Source organism: Halonotius sp. GCM10025705, assembly GCF_042662885.1.
Classification (GTDB): domain Archaea; phylum Halobacteriota; class Halobacteria; order Halobacteriales; family Haloferacaceae; genus Halonotius; species Halonotius aquaticus.
Map to the genome: position 1 here is coordinate 422,607 of NZ_JBHSZD010000001.1, position 22,824 is coordinate 445,430.

Here is a 22,824-nt window from a genome sequence, read left to right on the forward strand (position 1 = left end):
CGACATGAACCCTCCCGAGTCGGCAACGGTCAAACACATATTGATGTACCCGATCAAATCGCTCGACGAACGGTCGGTCGAGCGTGTCGAGATCGTCACCAACGGCGGGCTTGCCGGCGACCGCGAGTACGCGCTGTTTGACGGCGACGGCGACTACGTCAACGGAAAAAACGACCGGCAGGTGCATCCGATCCGTGCGGCCTACGATGGCGAGACAGCGCGCGCAGAGGCGGTGACGTTGTCGACGCCGGAACAAGAGCCACGCCGCTTCGAACTCGGAGCCGTGGCCAACGACGAAACGGCCGCCCTCACCGACTGGCTGTGTGCGTGGTTCGGCTACCCCGTCACGCTCGACCGCAACCGCGAGGGTGGCTTCCCCGACGACACCACTGCTTCAGGGCCGACGATCATCAGCGAGGCGACGATCGAAACCGTTGCTGGCTGGTTCGACGGCGTCGATCCAAATGGGATGCGCCGTCGCCTCCGCCCGAATATCGTCCTCGGTGGCGTACCGCCGTTTTGGGAAGACCATCTCTTCGCCGACCGCGACAGCCGCGTTCGGTTCACGATCGGCGACGCCGACTTCCTCGGGGTCAACCCCTGCCAGCGGTGTGTCGTCCCGAGCCGTGATCCCGACACCGGCAACGAGATCGAGGACTTCAACAAGACGTTCATCGCACAGCGGCGGGCGACGATGCCCGACTGGAGCGGCGGCGACTGGTTCAACCACGATTTTCGGCTGATGGTCAACACCGCAGTTCCCGAGGCGAGTTGGGGCGAGACAATCGCTGTCGGTGACGAGCTAACAGTCGACAAAACGGTGCCAGCCGACGAGACATCCGTACCGGCCGAGTAGCGTGCGTGTCGACGCCGCTCACTCACCGGTTCGGAACGAGAAATCGAGGCTTGGAGCCGAGTGTGTCAGTGACCCCATCGAGATGATGTCGACGCCGGTGGCGGCGTAGTCGGCGACGTCGTCGAGTGCGATGCCGCCGCTGGCTTCGGTCAGCACGTCGGGTGCGTCGTCAGCGAGGGCGTCGACCGCTTCGGCGGTTTCGCCCGGCGTCATGTTGTCCAGCAGGACGATATCGGCACCCGCCGCGGCCGCTCGGCGGGCTTGGTCGGTCGATTCGGCTTCGACTTCGAGCTTCGTCGCAAACGAGACGCGCTCGCGGAACCGCTCGACGGCGGGTTCGAGTCCCATCTCGGCGATGTGGTTTTCTTTGATCATCACCATATGCGAGAGGTCGAGTCGATGGCTGTCGCCGCCGCCGGCGACGACGGCACGTTTCTCGATCCCGCGCAGCCCAGGCGTCGTCTTTCGCGTCCCGGCGATTCGCACGTCGCTGGCGACGCGTTCGGCCCGGTCGACAGCCTTGCGTGTTTCCGTAGCGACGCCCGAGGCGTGGCCCGCAAGGTTCACCGCGACGCGTTCGGCCCGGAGCGTCGCTTGGGCCGCCCCGTTTGTCTGAAGCACGACATCGCCAGCGTCGATAGTGTCGCCGTCGTCGACCTCGCGGTCGGCGTCGACGTCAAGATGGTCGAACACGGCTGCGGCCGCGTCGATCCCAGCAGCGACGCCGCGCTCCTTGGCAACGAGTCGCCCACGCGTGTCCCCGCCCACGTCGTTGGTCACGTCGTGGTGGCCGATATCCTCCTGCAGCCATCGGTCGATCTGACTGGCCGTGAGCATCAGTCCCCGTTTGTCGCTGTCGCTGTCGATTCGTTTTCGGCTGCCGCGTCGTCAACGAGATAGTGACAGCCGATGCTCTCGTCGTTGTCGGCGGCAGCGTTGGCGATCAGGATGGCGACGACCGTCGCGTTCCGGAGTTCATAGAGTCCCCGGGAGGTGCGGGTTCGCGTGTAGGCGTCGACCTCGCCTTTGAGTCGGCGAAGGACGCCGCGCGCGCTATCGATCCCGCCGCTCGTTCGCCGGAGGCCGAGTTCGCCACTGACGATCCGCCGCAATCGGTGGAACTTCTCGCCGGCAAAGCGGTCAGGCAGCGCGGGATCGCTGTTTTGGAGCCGTTGGTACTCGATTACTTCCGGTTCGAAGCCCGTTGCATCTCGGCCGGCCCGGAGCCCCCACACGAGCCCTTCCAGCAGACTTGTCGACGCCAATCGATTCGCGCCGTGGACGCCGGTGTGAGCGCATTCGCCGACGGCATACAGCCGGTCGAGGCTCGTTCGGCCGTGGTCATCGACATCGATGCCACCACACAGGAAGTGTTCGCAAGGGGCGACCGGAATCCCGTCGGCGGGATCGATCCCGTGGTCGGCACAGCGGTCAGCGAGATTTGGGAATCGCTCGGCGAACGGTTCCTCCAGCGGGCTAACATCAAGGGTCACGCCCCCGGTCGCGTCGATCTCGTCTTGGACGGCGCGAGCGACGACATCCCGCGGTGCGAGTTCCGCGTCGGGATGGTAGTCGGGCATGAATCGTTCGCCACCGGAAGAGCGATGCTCTTCCGAGCCTCCGCTCGTGTCACTCGCGGAGACGTCGGCGTTGCGCAGGATGGCCCCCTCGCCGCGAACCGCCTCGCTGAGAAGGAACGGTTCCTCCACGTCGGCGGCCGTCGGGTGGAACTGAACGTACTCCATGTCGTCGACCTCCGCGCCGGCAAGGAACGCCATGGCGATGCCGTCACCCGTCGATCCCGGCGGGTTGGTCGACTGCTCGAAGCAGTCGCCGATGCCGCCGGTGGCGAGGATCGTCGCGCCGGCGAAGACGGGTTCGCCGTCGGGGTCGGTATCGAGCAGCGCGCCGTGGACGCGACCCTCATGACGGAGGAGTTCGAGGGCGGCCGTCGATTCGAGGATCTCGACGTTGTCGACCGCGTCGAGATGCGAGAGGAACGGCCGGAGGACGTGTTGGCCGGTCGCGGCGTCGACATGGAGGATGCGATCCTCGGAGTGGGCGGCCTCCTGTGCGAAATCATACTCGTCGTCGAGGGTGTCGAACTCGACGCCTGGCGTCTCGATCAACACGTCGTGGACGGCGTCGGCGGCGTGCTCGACGAGTACGTCGACCGCTTCGGGGTCGGCCATGCCCGCGCTGGCGTCGATAATGTCGGCTTTGAGCGATTCAGGGTCGCCGCGGGTGGTGGCGATCCCGCCCTGTGCCCAATCGGAGGCGGCGTCTTCGGGTTCGCTGGCCTTTGTGACGAGCAGCACGTCTTCGCCCTTGCGCGCGGCGGCGAGGGCGGCCGCACAGCCGGCGATCCCGGAGCCGACGACGAGCACGTCAGCGGTGCGTGGGGTGTCTGCTGTTGGTGTGTTCGGTGTCATTTTAGAGCTCCAACATGCGGTCGAGGGCGACGCCGGCGAGTTCTTTCTCCTCGGGAGCGACCTCAACGACGTTGTGTTCGCGGCCCGCTGCCAACTCTTCGAGCACCCACGTCAGGTAGTTGGGGTCGATCTGGCGCATCGCGTCGCAGTCCATACACGCGTCGCCACAGAGCGGCACCACGTTCACGTCGTCGTGCCAGCGGTCGAGATGTTTGGCGAGGTGAATTTCGGTGCCGATGGCCCACGTCTCGCCAGGGTCGGCCTCCTCGACCACTTCGGTGATCGTCGCCGTGGAGCCGACCACGTCGGCGGCTTCGACCACTTCGCGGCGGCACTCGGGGTGGACGACGACGTTGGCGTCGGGGTGTCGCTCGCGCACGTCGGCGATGTGCTCGGCGGTGAATCGCTCGTGAACCTGGCAGTAGCCGTCCCAGAGGACGATTTCGGCGTCTTCGAGTTCGTCGGCGTCCTTCGACTCGGGATCCCAGGGGTTCCACTCGGCGATCGAATCCTCCATGCCGAGGCGGTGGGCCGTGTTTTCGCCGAGATGTTTGTCCGGCAGGAAGAGCACCTTATCGCCGCGCTCGAAGGCCCACTCGAAGGCCTTGTGGGCGTTCGAGGAGGTACAGACGAGGCCGCCTTGTTCGGCGCAAAAGGCCTTCAGGTCGGCGTAGGAGTTCATGTATGTGATCGGGATGATCTCGCTGTCGGGGTCGGCGGCGGTGATCTGCTCCCAGGCGGCGTCGACCTGCAGGGCCTCGGCCATGCCGGCCATCGGGCAGGAAGCCTCCATGCAGGGGAGGATGACTGTCTGGTCGTCGTCGGTGATGATATCGGCGGATTCGGCCATGAACGTCACCCCGCCGAAGATCACGTACTCGGCGTCGGCCTCAGCAGCGTGTTTGCTCAGGGCGTAGGAATCACCGATAAAATCGGCGTGTTCGACGATCTCGCGTCGCTGGTAGTTGTGGCCGAGGATGACCACGTCGTCACCGAGTTCGTCGAGCGCGGCTTCGATGCGTGGTTCGCGGTCGGCTTCGGTCAGGTCGCGGTGGCTCGCCGGCAGCTGTTCGAGATTGTCGTACTTAAAGGCTCAGCTCCGTATCGAACGTCGCTGTTTCCATGTTGGCCATAGAGTCGGATCCGTTGGGTATCTATGGCACGTCACCTGTATTGAAGAGGTTTTCTATTCAATACTGATTTTCGGCTGTAGATGTTCGTATATCACCGTCGACGACGATTTCACGTCCACGAACGGGGTGACCATCATACTGTCATTCGGCACGCTGTCACATGGGACGGCCGAAGCGCAACTGTTTTGATACCAACCCGGCTACATTCGGATGCATTCAGGCGAATGCAGCCTGCTCTGGTGGTGTAGTCCGGCCAATCATATCACCCTCTCACGGTGATGACCAGGGTTCAAATCCCTGCCGGAGCATTTTACGAACACAGTGAGCAAATGCGACAGCGGAATTTGAAGCAGCGAGCGACCGCAGGAAGCGAGTGAGGTTCAAATCCCTGCCGGAGCACTTTCCTGCTGTCGTCTCGACTCTCGTAGCCGCTGTTCTCTCGACGCGCTTTCACCGACCGATGGTTCCCTGTCGGGTAACCGGGGCGTCGGGGTTGATATCGAAGGCAACGACGATCGAATCCTCGGCTGCGGTGACTGTTGCCGCCTCGTCGGCGGTTACCAGTGCGCTTTCGGTCTCGCCGACGGCTTTGTCGCCGACCCCGACCGCACCATCGAAGACATAACAGTAGGTGTGCCACTCCGGTCGCGTCGGTAGCGTGACCGACGTGTCGGCGTCGAGTCGAGCGTCATAACAGTGGATATCGTTGCGGACGACCAGTGGGGCGTCGCTTCCCTCAGGGCCGAAGAGGTGTCGCCACGCGTTTTGGGTCGGTTCGGAGATCGGCTCGTGTTGGAGTTCGGGATCCAGGTCAAGACTGTGTGGGCGAACAAAACACTGGAGCATCCGGAGCGGTGGATCCGAGCCATGGGTTTCCTCGGCGTGCCAGAATCCCCGGCCGGCGTTCATCACCAGCAGGTGTTCGGGGTCAGTCACCAGTTTGTTGCCCTCGCGATCGTCGTGTCGCATGACGCCCTCCGGTACCCACGAGATAATCTCCTCGTTGCGGTGTTGGTGCATCCGGATCAGCGTGCCGGGATCCATGAACGACTCGACGACCGTCGCCAGCGGGCCGTAGCCGTGGTCGTCGTGGCCGGGCACCATCCGCCCGGGAAAATTGAAATACGTGCGGAACTGGCCTTGCTCCTGTGCAATCTCGGTTCGCGGTGCCGTGTAGATCGGCCGCTCCGACTGTGGCGCGTCAGTGTGTTCCATTCCACGTCGATACGTGATCAGCCGGGATAGCTGTTCTGTGCAACTGGCGTTGCCACCCGCTATTCCGGTATCGACGCGGTCACAGCACCGTCGCTATCGCTCCGGTGTCGCCGTGGCCGGTTCGGTTTCGGCATCTGTGCGCGGCAGAAACTCACCCATGGCTTCGATAACTGCAGCGTCGTCGATTTCCTCACGGCCGAAATCTCGGGTCGGAAGCCACCACCGGGCGCGTTTGAGTTTGATCTTCTCGTCGGTGACACGGAAGCTATCGAAATCTGTCCACGGCGTCATTGAGCGGTTGACTCGTAGCCCTTTGTCGGTAACCGCCAACTCCTGGCTATCGTTGTCGAACAGGAGGAACAGCGAGGAGAGGCCGGTGAGTGAGGTGAACAAGGTTGAGTTCCCATCGAAGCCGTCGAATGCGACGACCGAGGCCCCGAAAGCGATGAACACGAATCCGATGCTGACGGCGGCTGCAAGCTTGATACGTCTACTGAAACGGCTCTCATCGGCATCATCGCCGGTCGTTACGACCGCATATTCGCTCGCTTGTGCTCGGAGTCGACGGTTCCGAATCTCGGCCGCAGCGAGCAGCACGCCGATCCCGGGGAGGACAGCGAGGAGGCCGACAACCGGGAACACGTCGGGGGTGGACTCGGGCCGGGCGAGGATCATATACGGTAAAAATAGCAAGGGCGGCAGGATCGCCGCGACGACGACCGGCAGCGACGTAACGCGATCCGGCAGGTCGGCGATGGTGGTCGCTGCCAGTGCGGTCGCCGCAGCGATAGCCAGCCCAGCGGCGAGGATCGATCCGAGCGATGCCGAGGCGACGGCAACCCAACCGAACACCGCAAGCGTTGGGAGCAGCAACGTTGCGACGTAGACGCCGAGGAGGGCTTCGATGAGGCGACGACCGTCCATATCGGATGGCTGACGGCAACGAGACAAATAGGTGACGTTTCAGCTACTCGAACCGGAACGTCGGCCCGTCGTCGCTGTCCTGTACCTCGATGCCGAGGTCGGCCAAGGAGTCCCGAAGGTCGTCGGCACGGTCGTAGTTGCCGGCCTCGCGTTCGGCCTCACGCACGTCTAAGACGAGTTCGACAACCTCACTGGCGAGTGCAACGTCGCCGTCGGTCTCTGTGTCGAATTGGAGGCCGAAGACATCGCCACCAAGCGACTCGAAGGCTTCGATGGCGGCTTTGAGCCCCTGATAGTCGTAGGGCTCCGCTTCCTCGATGTGGCGGTTGACAGCGGTTGTCAGCGAGCGCAACGCGACCATTGCCTCCCGGACGTTGAAATCGGCGTTCATCGCCGCGGTGAATTCTTCGGTGGTGTCGCTGACCGCCGCCCGGAGGTCGCTGTCCTCGGCTTTCGCGGTCGCACCGACGGAATCGCAGGCCGCGACAGCGGCGTGGTAGGTGCGTTCGAGCCGTTCCCAGCGTTCCTCGGCTTCGGCCATCGCTGCCTCGGAGAACGTCTGTTTCGAGCCGTATTCCGTCGAGAGATAGAACGTGCGGATGACGTTCGGGCCGTATTTTTCGAGGGCATCCTCGACGGTGAAGAAGTTCCCGAGACTGGAGCTCATCTTCTCGTCGTCCGTCTCAAGCAGGCCGGTATGCAGCCAGTAGTTGGCAAACTGCTGGCCGGTGGCGGCCTCGCTTTGGGCGATCTCGTTTTCGTGATGCGGGAAGACCAGATCGTGGCCGCCGATGTGAATATCGATCGTGTCGTCGAGATGTGTCATCGACATCGCCGAGCACTCGATATGCCAGCCGGGGCGACCCTCGCTCCACGGTGACTCCCATGTCTGTCCGGTTGGGTGGTCGTCGCCGTGGTCGTGTTTGGCGTGTTCTTCGATCGCATCCGGGGCGACGCCGCCGGCCTTCCAGAGGGCGAAATCCGCGGGGTTGCGCTTCTCGCTTCGCTCGTCGGGGTCGCCTTGGGCTTCGAGGTCGTCGGGCTGTTGATTCGAGAGTTTGCCGTAGTCGTCGAAGGTGGTCACATCGAAGTACACCGAGCCGTTGGCCTCGTAGGCGTGGCCGGCCTCGATCAGCGTCTCGACTAACTCGATGATCTCGGGGATGTGCTCGGAGACACGCGGGTAGACTGTTGCGCGTCGGAAGTTCAGCCCGCGCATGTACTCGATGACGCGAGCGATGTAGTGCCGTGCCACGTCGGCCTCGGTGTCCCACTCCGGGCGTTCGCCGACCCGGGCGGCGATCTTCTCGTTGACGTCAGTAAAGTTCTCGACGTGCCGCACGTCGTAGCCCGAAGCGGCCAGCCAGCGGGCGATTACGTCGGCGTGCGTCCAGAGTCGTGCGTGGCCGAGGTGGGGATCATCCGAGACGGTCAGCCCACAGACGTACACCAGGACTTCATCGCCGGTCGGCTCGAATGCCTCACGCTCGTCTGTCAGGGAGTTCGTCACGGACAGCGCCATTGTTGTCGGTGGTGATACCGGCGGGCGTTTGAAGCCGTCGAATTTTTGCGCTGTCGACTACGCCGCGGCTTCAACCAGCCGGAGGGCTGTCGCCCCTGCTCGACGCGGCACAACCACGACCAGCGCGTCGTCGGCGACGCCGGCCGCCCGTACCTCGATGTCGGCGATCCGCAGCCGATCCAGCACCGTCGCCAACAGGTCGCTGTCGACATCGCCGGTCGCCTGAATCGCCGTCAGCGATGGCGACGCCTCGGCGACATCCGAGGCTGGCGCTGTGGCCGCGTTGGTGCCGAAGCCGACACCGCCGACAGCGAGTTGCGCGTCGGTGTCGACACGGCTGATTCCGCTTTCCATGCGAACCGTCATCGAACGGTCAGGCTTTTCGTCGCCATCCTCTGTCGACAGCGACTCGCCGAATCGACGCAGCGCGGTAGCGATCGCTTCGGTGTCGCCGTCGATATCGAGGCTGTCGGCGGCGGCGGTGTAGTTGAGGATGCCCGCCCGCAGCGCGTCATAGAGCGTGGGGCGCTGGCGGACGGCCTCACGCGTTTCGGCGGCAAGTGACATACCAGAGGCGTGTCGCCGACGGTAATGATGATTTCGCCGTCGGTCGGACAGTCATCGATGAGCGATCGGTGGAAATTGGCGCAAAAACCACCGCTTGCTCGGTGTCTCGGCAACCCCGATCACCGATCGCCCGAAGTCCATAAGCCATCGACGCCCGAAGCCCCGCGTATGCAATCGCTGGTCATCGTCGCCCACGGGTCGCATCTCAACCCCGATTCGGCGACGCCGACACACACCCACGCCGATACCATCCGGGCAACCGGTGCCTTCGACGAGGTACGAACCGGCTTCTGGAAGGAGCAGCCCTCGCTTCGTGAGGTGCTCCGCACAACCCACGGCGACGAGATCTACGTCGTGCCGCTGTTCATCAGTGAGGGGTATTTCACCGAGCGGGTCATCCCACGAGAACTCCGGTTAGAGGGCTGGGAGCCGGAGCTGTGGAACTCCGATGGCATCTCGGCGGATACCGCCACGCTGGTCGCCAGCGACATCGACAAGGAGGTACACTACTGCGGCCCCGTCGGCACCCACGAGGCGATGACGGATGTCCTCGTTCGCCGCGCAGAATCGGTCACCGGCGATCCCGAAGTGGGTAACGGATTTGGGTTCGCCGTCGTCGGTCACGGCACCGAGCGCAACGAAAACAGCGCAAAAGCGATCGAGTACCACACCGAACGCCTCCGAGAGACCGGGCGGTTCGACGAGGTCAAGGCGCTGTTCATGGACGAGGAGCCGGAGGTCGACGACGTGACCCACCATTTCGACAGCGAGGATATCATCGTCGTCCCGCTGTTTATCGCCGACGGCTTCCACACCCAGGAGGATATCCCTGAGGACATGGGGCTCACTGACGATTATCGGAACGGATACGACGTGCCGAGCGAGGTCGACGGCCACCGGATCTGGTACGGCGGCGCAGTCGGCACCGAGGAACTGACCGCCGATGTGGTGCTCGAACGCGCCGCCGACGCCGGTGCGGATATCGGTGATGCGATCGCACGGGTGCGACAGCGAACCAACCCAGCGACACAGGTGGCGGGTGAATAGATGTCTGTTGCCGACGCTACGCTTTCGGAAACGCAACTGGCGGCGTTCAGAGAGCAGCTTGCGGCGGAACCAATCGAGTACGACGGGCTGGCTGCCGACTACGACGCCGCCGAAGACACCTACTCCATTGAGACGCCCAACCACCAGACCAGCCTCGGTGCTGCCGAACTCAGTACGGTCGCCGGCGAGCAGGCAGCCTACATTTCGAACTGGTATTTCTACACCCAGCAGGTCACTACCGAGCGCAAGCACGCGTTCTGTCGCTGGCTTGAACTGGCCGACGACCGCTCGGTTCCGGCTTGCTACGACGACCTCGAATCCGGCATCGACCGCGAGTGGGGCGAACTCAGCATAACGACCACACTGGCAGCCGACGGCGATCGTCGCTACGAGATTCGTCATGTCGACGACAGCGACGCCGACGGCGACGCGCTGACAACGCACACGGATCCGTTTGACGCCCGCGATATCGGGACGTGTGATGCCGACGGTCGCTACCGCCCGCTTCGAACCGCGCCGTCGCTTGATTCCGGTTGGATTTTCCCCAAACTCACCGCCGCTGAGGTTTATGAGGCAGTCGAAGCGTTCTATCCGGCAACGATCGTCAACTGGCACCGCGAACAGCGTGGCGACCTCGATATCGACCACTGGCGGGACGAACAGGATCGACAAAGCGGGATCTACAATCTGATTACCGTCCTGCCCGACGAGGCCGTCGAGTGGGCGGCCGCCGCGTGTTGTGACGACTCCCAGTGTCTCAAACGACGCGAATGGCAGCTCTCCGAGGACGAACCGTTAGCTGCCGAAGGCGGCGACGGCGTCTTCCCTTGTCGGGAACCGTGCTCGATGGTTGTCGCCGCGGGGCGGAGTGGGCCAAACTGGAACGGGAGGACACCCAGACCTACGAGTTCGAGCTCACCCCAAGCGAAAAGGAACAGATCGAGGCCATCATCGACGCGGTCGCCGATGGCACCGTCGACGAGATCCGCGAAGCCGACCTCTCCGAGGGAGCCAACCGCTACCGGGCGCGATACCTCCGCGAGAAGCGGTTCGACGACGATGGCAATCTGTCGGGGACGCCGACACATCCCGATGGCCACGACGATAGCGAATGAGACCTGGACGCGTACGGCCAGGCCGACAGCAACGATAACGCCAAGCAGCACAACGATCGCGCCGGCGACGACAACCCCACTTTCGAGTGTGACGGCGATAGCAACCGCCAGCACCACTGCGAGCAGCCCGAAGCCAACCAGCAGTCCAGTCGAGTTCCCGCCGGCGACGGCGTCGGCGGCTGTTCGGCGGTGGTTGGTTCCGCCGGTGGCTCACGCTGGGGTTTCGATAGCGATTCGTCGACGGTGACACGGTTTGGATCCTCTGACGGCGGTTTTACGGTAATCGTCGTGTAGGCGACTTCCGAACCGTATCCGGTGGCGATCTTGAGCCGACCGGTGACCGCCGCCGATCGTGGGTTGACGGCGACCGAAACCGGGCGTTCGCTCTCGGGTTCGACGTAATGGTTGTTCGCCCGGATGTCGGCGACGGCTGACAGCGTCTCATCGAGATTGAGATGGACGTGGACAGCCTCGCCGTGGTTGTCTAACAGGAGCTCAACGGGCCCGCTGGTCTCGAAGCTATCGGGCGCGGTGATCGAATGAAGGCCGTCGTCGTTGAGCGATACTGTCAGTTGCGACACGGTTGTGAATCGACCCCACGGAACAAAAAGCTACAGGTACACCGGATCAGGCCGCGGCTTCGTCCCGCATATCCGGCGGCAGCAGGTTCGGGATGCCGTCCTCGATGGGGTAGGCCTCCCCGCACTCCGTACAGGTGAGTGTCCCCTCGATGATCTCTTCGTCGTCTTTTGTGTCGACGGTCAGTTCGAGGTCGTGTTTGTCCACCGGACAACAGAGGATGTCCATGAGCGACTCCTTCATTACCATCTGCTGGGGCCGGAATCAACAAAAGCCTACGGGTTCGGTCGGCTGTGCTCACCCGCTTGGCTGATCAGCGGTCGCTGTAGGCTTTCAACACGAGGCTGATTCGATTGGCGAGGACATCCATCTCGCCGGTCGCGTGGTCGCCCTTGTAGACGAACTCGGTGACGCCGGCCCGGATCGCGTCGCTGGCGATCGGTTCGAGCTCTTTGCCGGTGAGAATGATGATCGGGATCTCCGGCTCCTCGTTTCGGCCGTTGATCGAGGCGGCGAGTTTGACCCCATTTGTCTCCGGGAGCTCGTAGTTTGTTACGATGCATTCAATGTCGTCGTACTCCGTGAGCGCCGCTCGAACGTCATCGGCCGTATCGACGGTCGTCACGTAGAAGCCGTGGATCTCCTCCAGCGTCTCGGCGACCCGGGTCGCCATGAAATCGCTGTCTTCCACGAGGAGCACATGCGGTGCTGCCATTGCTATCGGCTCTGGTTGCTACTGATTAATAATTGTATGTTAATCGTATCCGTTTGGTGACAGCACAAGCGACCGCAGCCGCCGGCCCGCCGCCTCGCTGTGCGGATTTTTGTAACTATACCATCACAACGCTGTGTATCGCCCCAGCGATTCGTGATCAGTCGTATGGATACCGCTTGATCGCCCCACAGTCACAGCTGATGGCGACATGGCCGTCCTGCAGTCTGACGCGTGCGTTGACACCAGGCCGGAGGGCGACCGCACAGCGCGGGCAGGTAAACCGCTTGAACGCCCGCGGCAGCCCACACCGGTTCCGTTCGGCGATGCGGCGGGCCAGCCGAACGTACTCCCGTGAGCGGTCGAACTCGCCGTCGGCGGTCGCCTCCTTGGCGAGAGCGAACAGTCGCTCGATGCGCTCGGCGGCGATACTCACTGTCGGTATCTCGGAGCCGAGTGCGTGTTAGGTGTTGCGACCCACCGCGAACCTGTGGCCACTCGCTGTTGAAAAGAGGCTCTCGGCGAGCGTAGCTTAGTCTTCGAGCGCGTCGGCGATCCGGCGTAGCTCGCGGTTGGCATCTCGCACCTCATCGCGGAGCTGACGGATCTCACGGACGAGTTGTTCGTTGTCGTTGGACGACTCCTCGCCGCCACCCATGCCTGGCGGGCCGCCGCCCATGCCGCCCGGGCCGCCACCGCCGCCCATCATCCCGCTCATCATCTGGGCGAAGGGGTTGCCGCCACCGCCGCCACCCATGCCGCCGGGCGCGCCACCGCCGCCCATCATCTCCTCAGGGCTTGGCTGGCCTTCGCCACCCTCTTCGCGTTCCTGCTGTCGTTTCTCGCGGATCTCTTCGACGCGCTCACGGAAGGATTTCTCCTCGCCGTCGGCGTCCGCAGCGTCGGGCTGCTCTGGGGTCTCAGGCTCCTCAGCGTCCGGCGTGGATTCCTCGTCGTCTGTCATGGCTCCGCGTTCGCAGGGAGCACGGAAAACGGTTGTTGGTTTAGGGCGTGTCGTCTGCGACACCGACTACGCCGAATAATAGTACTCGCCGTCGCGTTTCTGCTGGCTGTCCTTCTGGCTGCCCGGTTTGTTGATCCGGGGACGGCCGGTGCCCTCATCGCGGCGGAAGGTGATATCCAGATCTGCGAGGAAGTCGTTCATGCCAGCGCGCATCTCCTGTGGCTCGGTGGCATGGCCCTGTTGGGCTGGCTCGCCGTCGAAGACCATCAGCCGGTCGGCCAGCAGGTCGATCATGTAGATGTCGTGGTCGATGACGAGCGCGGTCGCGTCGTGATTCTCGGCGTAGCGGCGGATCGCCGAGGTGGCTTGGACGCGCTGTTCGACATCGAGGTGTGCGGAGGGCTCGTCGAGCACGTAGAGGTCGGCCGGTTCGGAGAGGCAGGCCGCGATGGCGACACGCTGGCGTTCGCCACCGGAGAGATCGGTGAGCTGCTGTTCCATAATCGGGTTCAGCTGGAGAGGTTTGGCAACCTCTGTATCCCAGTAGGAGGTGCCGAACTCGTCGGTGATCGACGAGAGGAAGCTATCGACGCGCATCGGCTGGTCGATCTCGATGTACTGCGGTTTATACGAGATATCGAGATCGAAATCGAGGTCGCCGCTGTCTGGCTCGATTGAGCCGGCGAACAGCTTGGCGAGTGTCGATTTCCCGATTCCATTGGGGCCGACCACGCCCAGCACTTCACCCTCGTAGATCAGCCCACTGTCCACCTCAAGGGAGAATTCGCCGTCGCCGTAGGATTTCGAGAGTTCGGGGTACTCTACCAGCGGTGTCCCGCGGGTGGTCTCTCGGGGGGCGTGTTCCTCGAAGGTGATCGACTCCGGCCGGATCCGCATATTCTCGTTGTTGAGGTAGCCCTCAAGATACTCGTTGATCCCGTTGCGGACGGATTTCGGATCGGTCATCACGCCGAAGACGCCGGCCTCACCGTAGGCGACGTGCAGCGTGTCAGCCAAGAGATCAAGAATCGCCAGATCGTGTTCGACGACGAGCATCGATCGCTCAGCCTCGGGGTCATCGGCGAGTTCGCGGATCAGTCGGGCGACGACCATTCGCTGGCCGATGTCGAGATACGGCGTGATCTCATCGAGGAAGTAGAAGTCGGCGTCTCGGGCGAGTGTCGCCGCGATGGCGACGCGCTGGAGTTCGCCGCCACTGATCGAGTCGATGGGCTGATCCATGATCGGCTGGATCGAGAGCCGTTCAACCAATTCGTCAAGCGCGCCGCGTTCGTCAGTTTGCTCCAGTAGCTCGCGGGTGTTGCCGTCGAACTGTTTTGGGATCTGGTCGACGTACTGCGGTTTGCGGGCGACCGTGATCTCCTCGTCCATCAGTTGGGTGAGGTAGTTTTGCAGTTCGGAGCCGCGGTAGCGATCCAAGACGGCCTCCCAGGTGGCGTCGCCGCCGTACTCGCCGAGATTCGGCACGAGTTCGTCAGCCAACGCCTTGACGGCTGTCGACTTTCCGATCCCGTTGGGGCCGAGGATGCCGGTGACGTTGCCCGGTGCGGGAACCGGGAGCCCATACAGCGCGAAGGCGTTGTCGCCGTAGCGGTGGGTCGGCTCGTCGTCGAGCTCCTGGGGGAGGTTGATGATCTCGATGGCATCGAAGGGGCATTTCTCGACACAGATGCCACAGGTTTCGCCGAGACACAGCTCCTCGGAGATACTGATCTGGTCTGGGTCGCCCTCATAGCGGTCGTCGTCCGCGAACCGCTCTTCGCGGGTGATGATACACTCCTCGCCCGTCCGGTTTGGCGGACAGAAGTTTGCACACTCGTAGTTACAGCGATCGGGCTGACAGCGGTCGAGGTCAACGACCGCGATGCTGTCGTCGGCCATCTACGCTCCCACCGCCGACGTGAGCAACACCGTGTAGGTGATAAACCAGAGACAGAACGTCATGAACGCGATATAGAGGTTGTCCTTGATCCCGAAGTCGCTGATGTCGACGCCGACGACCTTGAGAATCGGGAACTGGATGAGGATCGCCGTCGCCACGAGGAGTGCCTGCCCCGTGCCGACCGCGTCGGCGGCCGTGGTGCCGAAGATCGTCGCTGACCCGAGCGCGGCCCCCAGCCCGGCCAGACAGGCGATCGTCGTGACCGTCACCCCCGCATATGCTCGGAGAGCCCGGTCGTTGTGTCAGTTGCCATACCCACCGTTCTGAGAGCCGTCATCAAAAGGAGTTCGCTTGGGCCTGAGCACTGGCGTCGGCGACGATGGCACGGGTCGTTGCCTGTCGACGTCGACGATGGCGGTACCAAGGCGTCGCGTCGACAGATCACGACGGCGACACAGCCCGACACTGACGCCGGTGTCCGTGTCAGGAATCGGGCTCTTCGACCGCCTCGTCGTCATCGACGCGGTCGAGATACCGCGAGAGAAACTCCGTCTCCGAGAGGCCGTCGTCCTCAATGTCGACCAAGAGGGACTCAAGCCCCGATCGCGGCTGATGGGAGAGTTCCCGGAAACAATCCTTACAGAAGTGTTCGAACTCCTTGTCGTGTCGCTCCCAGCGGTCGCCGGTTTTGTCGTACTCGCGGGCCTCCGACCGGGGCAGTGACTCCCCGCAGGCGATGCAGACGACCGTCGTATCACCACCACCGGAGCCCAGCATACCTGCCCGCTACGACAGCGACCCACTTAGCGTTTGTTTCAGCCCACAAAGAGGTCTCCGCCGTGGCCACGCCACCGGCGGTAGCACCCGCCGGTCTGGCCGTCGGCCACGACATGCCGACCCACGGAGCGGGCGCGTTAAGTCGGTCGAAGCCGTGCCTGTGGTATGAACTGCGTTGTCGCCACATCGACTCGTTGTCGTCGCTCTCGGGTGATTCATCGCCGATGAGCCGCGATGTCATCGACGTCCGCGGCGCGGAGGAACACAATCTGAAGGAGGTCGACGTGGAGATTCCACGCGAAGAACTCACCGTTGTCACCGGCCTGTCAGGCTCCGGGAAATCCTCATTGGCCTTTGATACGGTCTACGCTGAGGGCCAGCGACGCTATATCGAATCGCTGTCGGCCTACGCCCGAAATTTCCTCGGGCAGATGGACAAGCCGAAAGTCGAAGCCGTCGAGGGGTTGTCGCCGGCGATCTCGATCGATCAGAAAAACGCCGCCAACAACCCTCGCTCGACGGTCGGCACCGTCACCGAACTCCACGACTACCTACGACTCCTTTACGCCCGTACTGGCACCCAGTACGATCCGATCACCGGCGAGGAGGTCGGCGAGCAAAGCCCCCAGGCGATGATTACGCAACTGCTGGAGTTCCCAGAAGGGACGCGTGCAAAGATCGCTGCCCCGATCGTCCGCGATCAGAAAGGGGCCTTCGAGGAGCTGTTTGAAGAGCTCGTCAGTGAGGGCTACGCCCGCGTCGAGGTCGACGGCGAGCAGTTCGATCTGACGATGGAGAGCCCAGAGCTTGACAAGAACTACGACCACACGATCGACGTGATCGTCGACCGCGTGAAGCTCACCGCCGACGCGCGCTCGCGGCTCACTGACAGCGTCGAAACCGCACTTGAGGAGGCTGACGGCGTCCTCAAGGTGATCATTCCTGATCCGCCGGAGAACCCGCCGATCGGGTCGAACACGCGCTCGACGGGCGATCTGGCCGGCGACGGCGACGACCGCCTCACCGTCGAGTTCTCCGAGACGCTTGGCAACCCCAACAGCGAGTTTCAATTCTCCGAGATCGAAACCCGTTCGTTCTCGTTCAACAGCCCCTACGGAGCCTGCCCGGAGTGTGAGGGCATCGGCCAAGCGAAAGAAGTTGACGAGGAGCTGGTAATTCAGGATCCGAGCAAACCCCTAAAACACGTCTTTGAGGCCTGGAGCTACAACCGGTCGTACTACCGCACGCGAATCGACTCGGTGGCCGACCACTTCGGGATCAGCCTCGACACCCCGTGGGAAGCGATTGACGACGACATCCAACGCCAGTTCCTCTACGGCACGGATCGGCAGGTCGTCTTCGAGCGGTCGACGCGCAACGGCACCCGCCGGAAGGAGAAACGATTCGAGGGTGTGATTCCGAACCTGAGCCGACGCCACGTCGAAACCGACTCCGAGGGTACCCGCGAGCACATTGAGGAGTACATGGCCGTCACCGAGTGTCCTGAGTGTAACGGCACGCGGCTCAAAGAGCAGTCCCGTCACGTCCTCGTTGATGGCACGTCGATCACCGAGGTCAATCAGATGTCGATCGGTGAGGCGCGGCGACACTTCGAGGGCATGGAAGAGAATCTCTCGGCGCGCGACCGCACCATCGCCGAGGAGATTCTCAAGGAGATCCGCGCGCGACTCGGCTTCATGGAGGAGGTGGGGCTCGAATATCTCACCCTCGACCGTGAAGCCTCGACGCTCTCCGGCGGCGAGAGCCAGCGGATCCGCCTCGCCACGCAGGTCGGCTCCGGCCTGGTCGGCGTGCTCTACGTGCTCGACGAACCCTCGATTGGGCTCCACCAGCGCGACAACGACCGCCTGCTCAACACCTTGGAGGGCTTGCGCGACCTCGGCAACACGCTCGTTGTCGTCGAACACGACGAGGAGACGATGCGGCGGGCCGACACCATCATCGACATGGGGCCTGGCCCGGGCAAGCGCGGCGGTGAGATCGTTGTCCAGGGTGATTTCGACGACGTGTGCGACGCTGAGGACTCAACAACCGGCGATTATCTCGCGGGTCGCAAGGAGATCCCCGTTCCCGGGGAGCGACGCGAGCGCGACGGCGAACTCCGCGTCCGCGGCGCGCGCCAACACAACCTCAAGAACCTCGATGTGCCGATCCCACTGGGCGTTTTCACCGCGATTACGGGCGTTTCGGGCTCGGGCAAATCGACCCTGATGCACGAAATTCTCTACAAGGGGCTGGCCCGCGAGATGAACGATAACACCTCGGTCGATCCGGGCGAACACGACGCACTGGAGGGCATCGAGAATATCGAAACGGTTCGGCTGATCGACCAGAGTCCCATCGGTCGAACGCCGCGATCCAATCCCGCGACCTACACCGGCGTCTTCGACTACATCCGCGACCTCTTCGCCGAGACGAAACTCGCCAAACAGCGCGGCTACAAGAAGGGCCGCTTCTCGTTCAACGTCAAAGGTGGCCGCTGTGAGGCCTGCGGCGGGCAGGGCACGGTCACCATCGAGATGAATTTCCTTTCTGATGTGCAGGTGCCCTGCGAGGAGTGCGACGGCGCGCGCTACAACGACGAAACACTGGATGTGACCTACAAGGACAAGACGATCGCTGACGTGCTCGACATGGAGGTCGCCGAAGCCTACGAGTTCTTCGAAGCCAACACCCAGATCCGCCGCCGACTCAAACTCCTGAAGGATGTTGGCCTTGGGTACATGTCACTCGGCCAGCCATCCACTACGTTGTCGGGTGGCGAGGCCCAGCGCGTCAAACTCGCCGAGGAACTCGGCAAGAAACAGACCGGTGACACCCTCTACCTGCTTGATGAGCCAACCACGGGCCTCCACAAGGAGGACGAACGCAAACTGATCGACGTCCTCCAGCGACTCGTTGACAACGGCAACAGCGTCGTCGTCGTCGAACACGAACTCGACCTGGTGAAAAACGCCGATCACATCATCGACCTCGGCCCGGAGGGCGGCGAGGGCGGCGGCGACGTTGTCGCCAGCGGCACGCCCGAATCGGTCGCTCGCACCGACGAGTCGCATACGGGTCGCTACTTGCGCGATTATCTTCCCGACATCGACATCGAGGGGCCGCGCTCGGATCGACGCAAGCCAGCGAAAGTCGCCAGCGACGACTAAGGTAGCCGGCATCTGTTTCGCTCGGCCGATCAAGTGCCGTTCCTGGCGGCCTGCGAAAATCGAAGATTTTCGGGCGACCAGAAGACGCAGTCTTCTGGTAGACTGAAAGGGCGAAGCAGGGTCGGCGAACCCCGGCGACGTAAGCACCGCAGGAACGAGCGGAGCGAGTGACGAGGAGCGCAGCGAGCCGCGGGAGCCGAGCATGCTGAGGGCTTTCTGGGTTATAACGATCTCAAAAACCGTGTTTCGAAAACAAACAAGCTAAACATCCACTTCGACAACTCAACCGTAATGTACGATTTCGTCGTTGTCGGCGTCGGCCCTGCTGGCGCGCGGTTCGCCCGCCGTGCCGCCGAGTCGGGCTACGACGTGCTCGGCCTCGAAAAGGGCACCGTCGGCACCCCACTCGCCTGCTCGGGCCACGTCAGCACCGACATCTGGGACTATGTCCCCGACGACGCCAAGGACGACCTCCTCCAGAACCGCGTCTATGGCGCGAACTTCTACACCGGCGGCCCCGACAGCGACGCCAACCTGTTCTACAAAACCGACGAGATCTCGAACGTCATCGACCGCGTCGAACTTGACCGCACGCTCGCTGACGCCGCCCGCGACGCCGGCGTGGAGATCCGCGAAGGCCACACCGTCACCGGCGTCGACGAACGCGACGACCGGGTCGTGCTTACCGTCAGCGTCGCCGACGAAGCCGAACCCACGGAAATCGAGGCCCGCATGGTCGCCGGCTGCGACGGCCCGGTCTCCCGCGTCCGGCAGTCAGTCGAACTCCCCGAACCGAAAGAAAAGCTCCACGGCGTCCTCGCGTTCACCGACGAGGACGACCACGGCGACTACGTCGATGTCCACCTCACTGTCCCGCGATTCTTCGCGTGGCGCATCCCTCGCGGCGACGCCGGTGTCGAGTACGGGCTGGCGGCCGCGCCGGGTGCTGATGTCAACGATCGCTTCGATATCCTCACCGAACAGTACGATGTCGACACCGACCACTTCTGTTCGGGCGCGATTCCGATTGGCCCGCCGGAGACGGTCACAACTGACCGCGTGTTCCTTATCGGCGACGCGGCCGCACAGACGAAGCCCTTCACCGGTGGCGGCATCCTCTACGGCATGACCGCTGCCGACTGCGCGGCCCGCCACATCCAGCCGGATCGCCCCGACTCACTCGGGATCTACGAATCCGCGTGGCGTGAAACGCTCTCAAGTGAAATCAGACTCGGCCACCTGATCCGGCGTGGCTACTCGCTGCCGGAACCGATCCAGCGGTTCGGCCTCCGCGCGCTCTCAGGCGAAATCGGCGTCCACATGGACAAGCCAACCTCGCTGTTCTCGAAGCAACACCTCAAGCGGGTGTTTTCGTAGCTACCGGCGTCTGTGCCGTTATCCTTGCGGCCACTGCCACGTGCTGAGCGTGTTTGCCGACTGGCCTGAGGGGTTTTGCCAGATGATCCGCACGGTGTCACCACCATCCGCGTCGGTGTCCTCGATATCGACCGTATCGCCGGCCTCGATCGGGCTGGCCCACCCGGTTTTCGAGACCGCCGCGTCGGAGTCATCGGGGTACACCTCGTCGCCGTCGACGGTGATCCGAACGCGATTGTTGTCGATCTGATCGCCGCTGACATGGGTGATCGTGATCTCATCGGCATCGTTGCGTTCGTATCCGAAGGCCGCCTGCGGCGGCTGTTCGGAGAGCCCACTGGCAAAATCAAGCACCACCGTTCCGAGCACCGTTGCCAAAATCACTGTCAGTGCGACCATCAGGATCACGCCGATCACCGGCGAGACGCCACGGCTGTCGGTCGGAAACGAAAGCTCGACCATCGGTATCCCGCCGTGGCCGCGGCTTCGTACTTGAAGCTACGGCGTGGCTCCGGGGAGCGGCTATGCGGCCTCGACGGGGTCGTCGTCCTCGAAGGCTGCCAGTTGCCGCACCGTCAACACCGGCACCGGACAGATCCGGACGACGCGTTCGGCGACACTGCCGAGCAGAAACCGATTTTCGCCGTGGCGGCCGCGGGTGCCAGTCGTGACCAGATCGGCATCGATCTCCTCGGCGTAGGCGCTGATCTCCTCGGCGGGCTCACCCTCCCGGACGGTCGTCACAACGGGCTGATCGGTTTCCCCTTCGACCAGGTCGAGGGCGTCCTCGGCGTGGGCGTTCAGTTCGTCGCGTCGGTCGGGGGTATCCTCACCCGTGTCGGTGTCGATAACCGACAGCGCGTGGACGGTTGCGTCAAACCGGTCGGCAACATCAAGTGCAACAGTGACCGCTCGGCTGACGCTGTCTGAGCCGTCGGTCGCCACGACGATCGTCTCGAACATGCCAGTCAGTTCGGTGGCAGCGGTCATAAAACGGTGGTGTTCGACCGCGGCTGATCGCCGATCACGCCGACGGAAGGGAGTGTTTTTGTGGCCGCCGGGTGGAGTAGATGGTATGGCCGACCTCGATATTGAGCTCGTTGTCGTCCCGGTCGACGGGAGCCCGGAGTCTACGACCGCCGTCGAGTACGCGGTGGCGATCGCCGACCGGTACGACGCGGCTGTCCATGCGGCCTACATCCTCGGTGAGCCGCGCGTGCGTGGGCTGGCAGACGGGACGGTCACCGACGCCGAGATCGCCACCGACACCGAATCCTTCAGCGACAGGCTCGATGAGATCGCTGCCGACGCCAGCGTCGAGCTCTCGACCTCCGTTACCCGTGGCTTTTCGACGGAGATCAAGACGCTACACCCGGGAAGCGTTGTCCTCGATACGGCCGAGGATCTCGGGGCGGATTTCGTCGTTGTCCCGCGGGAACCAGCCAACGACAGCGACACCGATGTCTTGGAGAAAGCCGCCGAATACGTCCTGCTGTACGCGAGTCAGCCGGTTCTGTCGGTCTGAGTTAGTCGTCCTCGGCGAGTCGGATCGCCATCTCAAGCTCGAAGCTTTCTGCGCCTGTTGTTTCGAAGCCAACCTTTTCGTACAGCGAGACGGCAGCGTGATTCCAGCGTTCGACAGTGAGCCAGACGCAGTTGATCCCCTCGCTGTAGCCGTAGCCGAGCAGCGACTCGATGAGGTGGGTGCCGATCCCGGCCTCCTGGTAGTCTTGGAGGACGAAGATCGCCAACTCGTAGTCATCGTCGCCGTCGGGGACGAGCGTTGAGTGGCCGGCGGCGGTGTCGCCGTCCCACGCGATCAGATTGTAGCAGTCATCGGCGAGGATGCCGTCAAGCCAGGTTCGCACCCGTGACTCTCGCCCCGGTGGAATGCCTTGGGCACGATCTGAGGGGTCGAATTCGACGTACATCTCTGCCAGTGCCTCGTACTCCGCTTCGGAGCCATCATACGGGCGGATCTCGATGTCACGATCCTCCCGATCGCTGAAGTGGATTGGCGGTTCCTCAAACGGGCCTGAAATGGTCTCAGGGTAGCGACGTTCCGAATTCATCGGACGAGAGTCACCGTGGTGTGTGCGTTGAGTACGACGAACTCAACCGTTTTGTCGATCGTAATCTTTCCCATCGGACTCGTCTGGCCGCCGGCAAGGACGATCTCGTCGAACCCCTCTGATTCGGCAATATCGACGAGTTCGCTGCCCGGTTGGCCCGAAACGTGGCGTGTCGCGGCCGTGATGTCATGTTCCTCCAGTGTTTCCGTCACAGTCGCCGCAAGCGACGCATCCGTGGCGGCATCGGGGTTGCAGATGGCGACGGTCAGCTCGTCGGCAACCCTCGCCGCCCGCTGGATGGTTCGTTCGATGGCGGCCGGCGAGTCGTTTGGGCTGCCGACCCCCACGAGTACGTTCATGCAAGAGACGGTTGCGGCGACTCACTAAAAGCGTTGTCCGTCCGACCGCCTTGCAACCGCCCTCACGGCTGTGGTGGCGACCACGACAACGTTTTTC

23 protein-coding genes, 1 tRNA gene and 2 pseudogenes are annotated in these 22,824 nt (G+C 63.2%); 7 read left to right on the forward strand and 19 right to left on the reverse strand.

All coding sequences use genetic code 11. From position 1 onward, the window contains the following. The first annotated feature begins 4 nt into the window (after window positions 1-4). Complete coding sequence (locus ACFQJB_RS02380) at window positions 5-856, forward strand: MOSC domain-containing protein (protein WP_379723512.1); 852 nt, start codon at window positions 5-7, stop codon at window positions 854-856. Between the two features lie 18 nt (window positions 857-874). Here the strand turns inward: ACFQJB_RS02380 and nadC are convergent, their stop codons facing one another. The 3 genes and pseudogenes from nadC to nadA form a co-directional block, all read right to left on the reverse strand. Further along, a complete protein-coding gene (nadC, locus tag ACFQJB_RS02385; protein WP_379723515.1) occupies window positions 875-1,693 on the reverse strand; it encodes a carboxylating nicotinate-nucleotide diphosphorylase in 819 nt (272 codons plus the stop codon). Next, window positions 1,693-3,288 (reverse strand): L-aspartate oxidase, encoded by a 1,596-nt coding sequence (locus tag ACFQJB_RS02390; RefSeq protein ID WP_379723518.1) that lies wholly within the window; start codon window positions 3,286-3,288, stop codon window positions 1,693-1,695. Before ACFQJB_RS02390 ends, nadC begins: the two co-directional genes overlap by 1 nt. A 1-nt stretch (window position 3,289) precedes the next feature. Continuing rightward, window positions 3,290-4,421: pseudogene (gene nadA, locus ACFQJB_RS02395) on the reverse strand (quinolinate synthase NadA). 233 nt (window positions 4,422-4,654) lie between these two features. On the opposite strand from nadA, the gene ACFQJB_RS02400 reads away from it, so the two are divergent. After that, window positions 4,655-4,729 (forward strand) — tRNA-Glu (locus ACFQJB_RS02400). 142 nt (window positions 4,730-4,871) lie between these two features. Here ACFQJB_RS02400 and ACFQJB_RS02405 read toward each other — a convergent pair. From ACFQJB_RS02405 to ACFQJB_RS02420, 4 genes are all read right to left on the reverse strand, one after another. Continuing rightward, window positions 4,872-5,636 carry a pirin family protein gene (locus tag ACFQJB_RS02405; RefSeq protein WP_379723521.1) on the reverse strand — a complete coding sequence of 255 codons (765 nt, stop codon included), beginning with the start codon at window positions 5,634-5,636 and terminating at the stop codon, window positions 4,872-4,874. Window positions 5,637-5,729: 93 nt separating this feature from the next. Then, window positions 5,730-6,560: a hypothetical protein gene (locus ACFQJB_RS02410; protein ID WP_379723524.1), complete on the reverse strand. Its 831-nt coding sequence runs from the start codon at window positions 6,558-6,560 to the stop codon at window positions 5,730-5,732. A gap of 43 nt (window positions 6,561-6,603) precedes the next feature. Continuing rightward, window positions 6,604-8,082 (reverse strand): cysteine--tRNA ligase, encoded by a 1,479-nt coding sequence (gene cysS / locus ACFQJB_RS02415; protein ID WP_379723527.1) that lies wholly within the window; start codon window positions 8,080-8,082, stop codon window positions 6,604-6,606. A 57-nt stretch (window positions 8,083-8,139) separates the two neighbouring features. Beyond that, complete coding sequence (locus ACFQJB_RS02420; protein WP_379723529.1) at window positions 8,140-8,649, reverse strand: DUF7523 family protein; 510 nt, start codon at window positions 8,647-8,649, stop codon at window positions 8,140-8,142. A 168-nt stretch (window positions 8,650-8,817) separates the two neighbouring features. On the opposite strand from ACFQJB_RS02420, the gene ACFQJB_RS02425 reads away from it, so the two are divergent. Beyond that, a complete protein-coding gene (locus tag ACFQJB_RS02425; RefSeq protein ID WP_379727932.1) occupies window positions 8,818-9,696 on the forward strand; it encodes a CbiX/SirB N-terminal domain-containing protein in 879 nt (292 codons plus the stop codon). Further along, a pseudogene (locus ACFQJB_RS02430) lies at window positions 9,697-10,811 on the forward strand (DR2241 family protein). Here the strand turns inward: ACFQJB_RS02430 and ACFQJB_RS02435 are convergent. The 8 genes from ACFQJB_RS02435 to ACFQJB_RS02470 form a co-directional block, all read right to left on the reverse strand. Beyond that, the gene (locus ACFQJB_RS02435; RefSeq protein WP_379723532.1) at window positions 10,715-11,392 is read right to left on the reverse strand and encodes a DUF7524 family protein; all 678 of its coding nucleotides are present in this window, start codon (window positions 11,390-11,392) and stop codon (window positions 10,715-10,717) included. The pseudogene ACFQJB_RS02430 and the gene ACFQJB_RS02435 sit on opposite strands and share 97 nt — an antisense overlap. Window positions 11,393-11,438: 46 nt before the next feature. Next, a complete protein-coding gene (locus ACFQJB_RS02440; protein WP_120102573.1) occupies window positions 11,439-11,633 on the reverse strand; it encodes a methytransferase partner Trm112 in 195 nt (64 codons plus the stop codon). A 70-nt stretch (window positions 11,634-11,703) separates the two neighbouring features. Beyond that, window positions 11,704-12,105: a response regulator gene (locus ACFQJB_RS02445; protein ID WP_120102572.1), complete on the reverse strand. Its 402-nt coding sequence runs from the start codon at window positions 12,103-12,105 to the stop codon at window positions 11,704-11,706. Window positions 12,106-12,262: 157 nt separating this feature from the next. Then, window positions 12,263-12,538, reverse strand: a complete 276-nt coding sequence (locus ACFQJB_RS02450) for a ribonuclease P protein component 4 (RefSeq protein ID WP_379723537.1) — start codon at window positions 12,536-12,538, stop codon at window positions 12,263-12,265. Window positions 12,539-12,634: 96 nt separating this feature from the next. Then, entirely contained in the window at window positions 12,635-13,066 is a 432-nt protein-coding gene (locus ACFQJB_RS02455; protein ID WP_120102570.1) for a hypothetical protein, read from the reverse strand. Between the two features lie 66 nt (window positions 13,067-13,132). Then, complete coding sequence (locus tag ACFQJB_RS02460) at window positions 13,133-14,968, reverse strand: ribosome biogenesis/translation initiation ATPase RLI (protein ID WP_379723541.1); 1,836 nt, start codon at window positions 14,966-14,968, stop codon at window positions 13,133-13,135. Next, window positions 14,969-15,238: a hypothetical protein gene (locus ACFQJB_RS02465; RefSeq protein ID WP_379723544.1), complete on the reverse strand. Its 270-nt coding sequence runs from the start codon at window positions 15,236-15,238 to the stop codon at window positions 14,969-14,971. Window positions 15,239-15,452: 214 nt separating this feature from the next. Then, on the reverse strand, window positions 15,453-15,746 hold the full coding sequence (locus tag ACFQJB_RS02470) for a DUF7562 family protein (protein WP_120102567.1): 294 nt from the start codon (window positions 15,744-15,746) through the stop codon (window positions 15,453-15,455). Between the two features lie 224 nt (window positions 15,747-15,970). Here ACFQJB_RS02470 and uvrA point away from each other — a divergent pair, with 224 nt between their 5' ends. Together uvrA and ACFQJB_RS02480 are read left to right on the forward strand one after the other, a co-directional pair. After that, window positions 15,971-18,919 (forward strand): excinuclease ABC subunit UvrA, encoded by a 2,949-nt coding sequence (gene uvrA, locus ACFQJB_RS02475; protein ID WP_379723547.1) that lies wholly within the window; start codon window positions 15,971-15,973, stop codon window positions 18,917-18,919. A 291-nt stretch (window positions 18,920-19,210) separates the two neighbouring features. Beyond that, entirely contained in the window at window positions 19,211-20,296 is a 1,086-nt protein-coding gene (locus ACFQJB_RS02480; RefSeq protein ID WP_379723550.1) for a geranylgeranyl reductase family protein, read from the forward strand. An 18-nt stretch (window positions 20,297-20,314) separates the two neighbouring features. Here the strand turns inward: ACFQJB_RS02480 and ACFQJB_RS02485 are convergent, their stop codons facing one another. Continuing rightward, window positions 20,315-20,758, reverse strand: coding sequence for a type IV pilin (locus ACFQJB_RS02485; RefSeq protein ID WP_379723553.1), 444 nt, complete (start codon window positions 20,756-20,758; stop codon window positions 20,315-20,317). Between the two features lie 60 nt (window positions 20,759-20,818). After that, entirely contained in the window at window positions 20,819-21,286 is a 468-nt protein-coding gene (locus tag ACFQJB_RS02490) for a universal stress protein (protein ID WP_379723556.1), read from the reverse strand. A gap of 85 nt (window positions 21,287-21,371) precedes the next feature. Here ACFQJB_RS02490 and ACFQJB_RS02495 point away from each other — a divergent pair, with 85 nt between their 5' ends. Next, entirely contained in the window at window positions 21,372-21,821 is a 450-nt protein-coding gene (locus ACFQJB_RS02495; protein ID WP_379723559.1) for a universal stress protein, read from the forward strand. Window position 21,822: 1 nt separating this feature from the next. Here ACFQJB_RS02495 and ACFQJB_RS02500 read toward each other — a convergent pair whose 3' ends face one another. After that, window positions 21,823-22,368, reverse strand: coding sequence for a GNAT family N-acetyltransferase (locus ACFQJB_RS02500; protein WP_120102562.1), 546 nt, complete (start codon window positions 22,366-22,368; stop codon window positions 21,823-21,825). Next, window positions 22,365-22,727: a universal stress protein gene (locus ACFQJB_RS02505; RefSeq protein ID WP_379723562.1), complete on the reverse strand. Its 363-nt coding sequence runs from the start codon at window positions 22,725-22,727 to the stop codon at window positions 22,365-22,367. The genes ACFQJB_RS02500 and ACFQJB_RS02505 overlap by 4 nt, the downstream gene beginning before the upstream one ends. Between the last annotated feature and the right edge of the window lie 97 nt (window positions 22,728-22,824).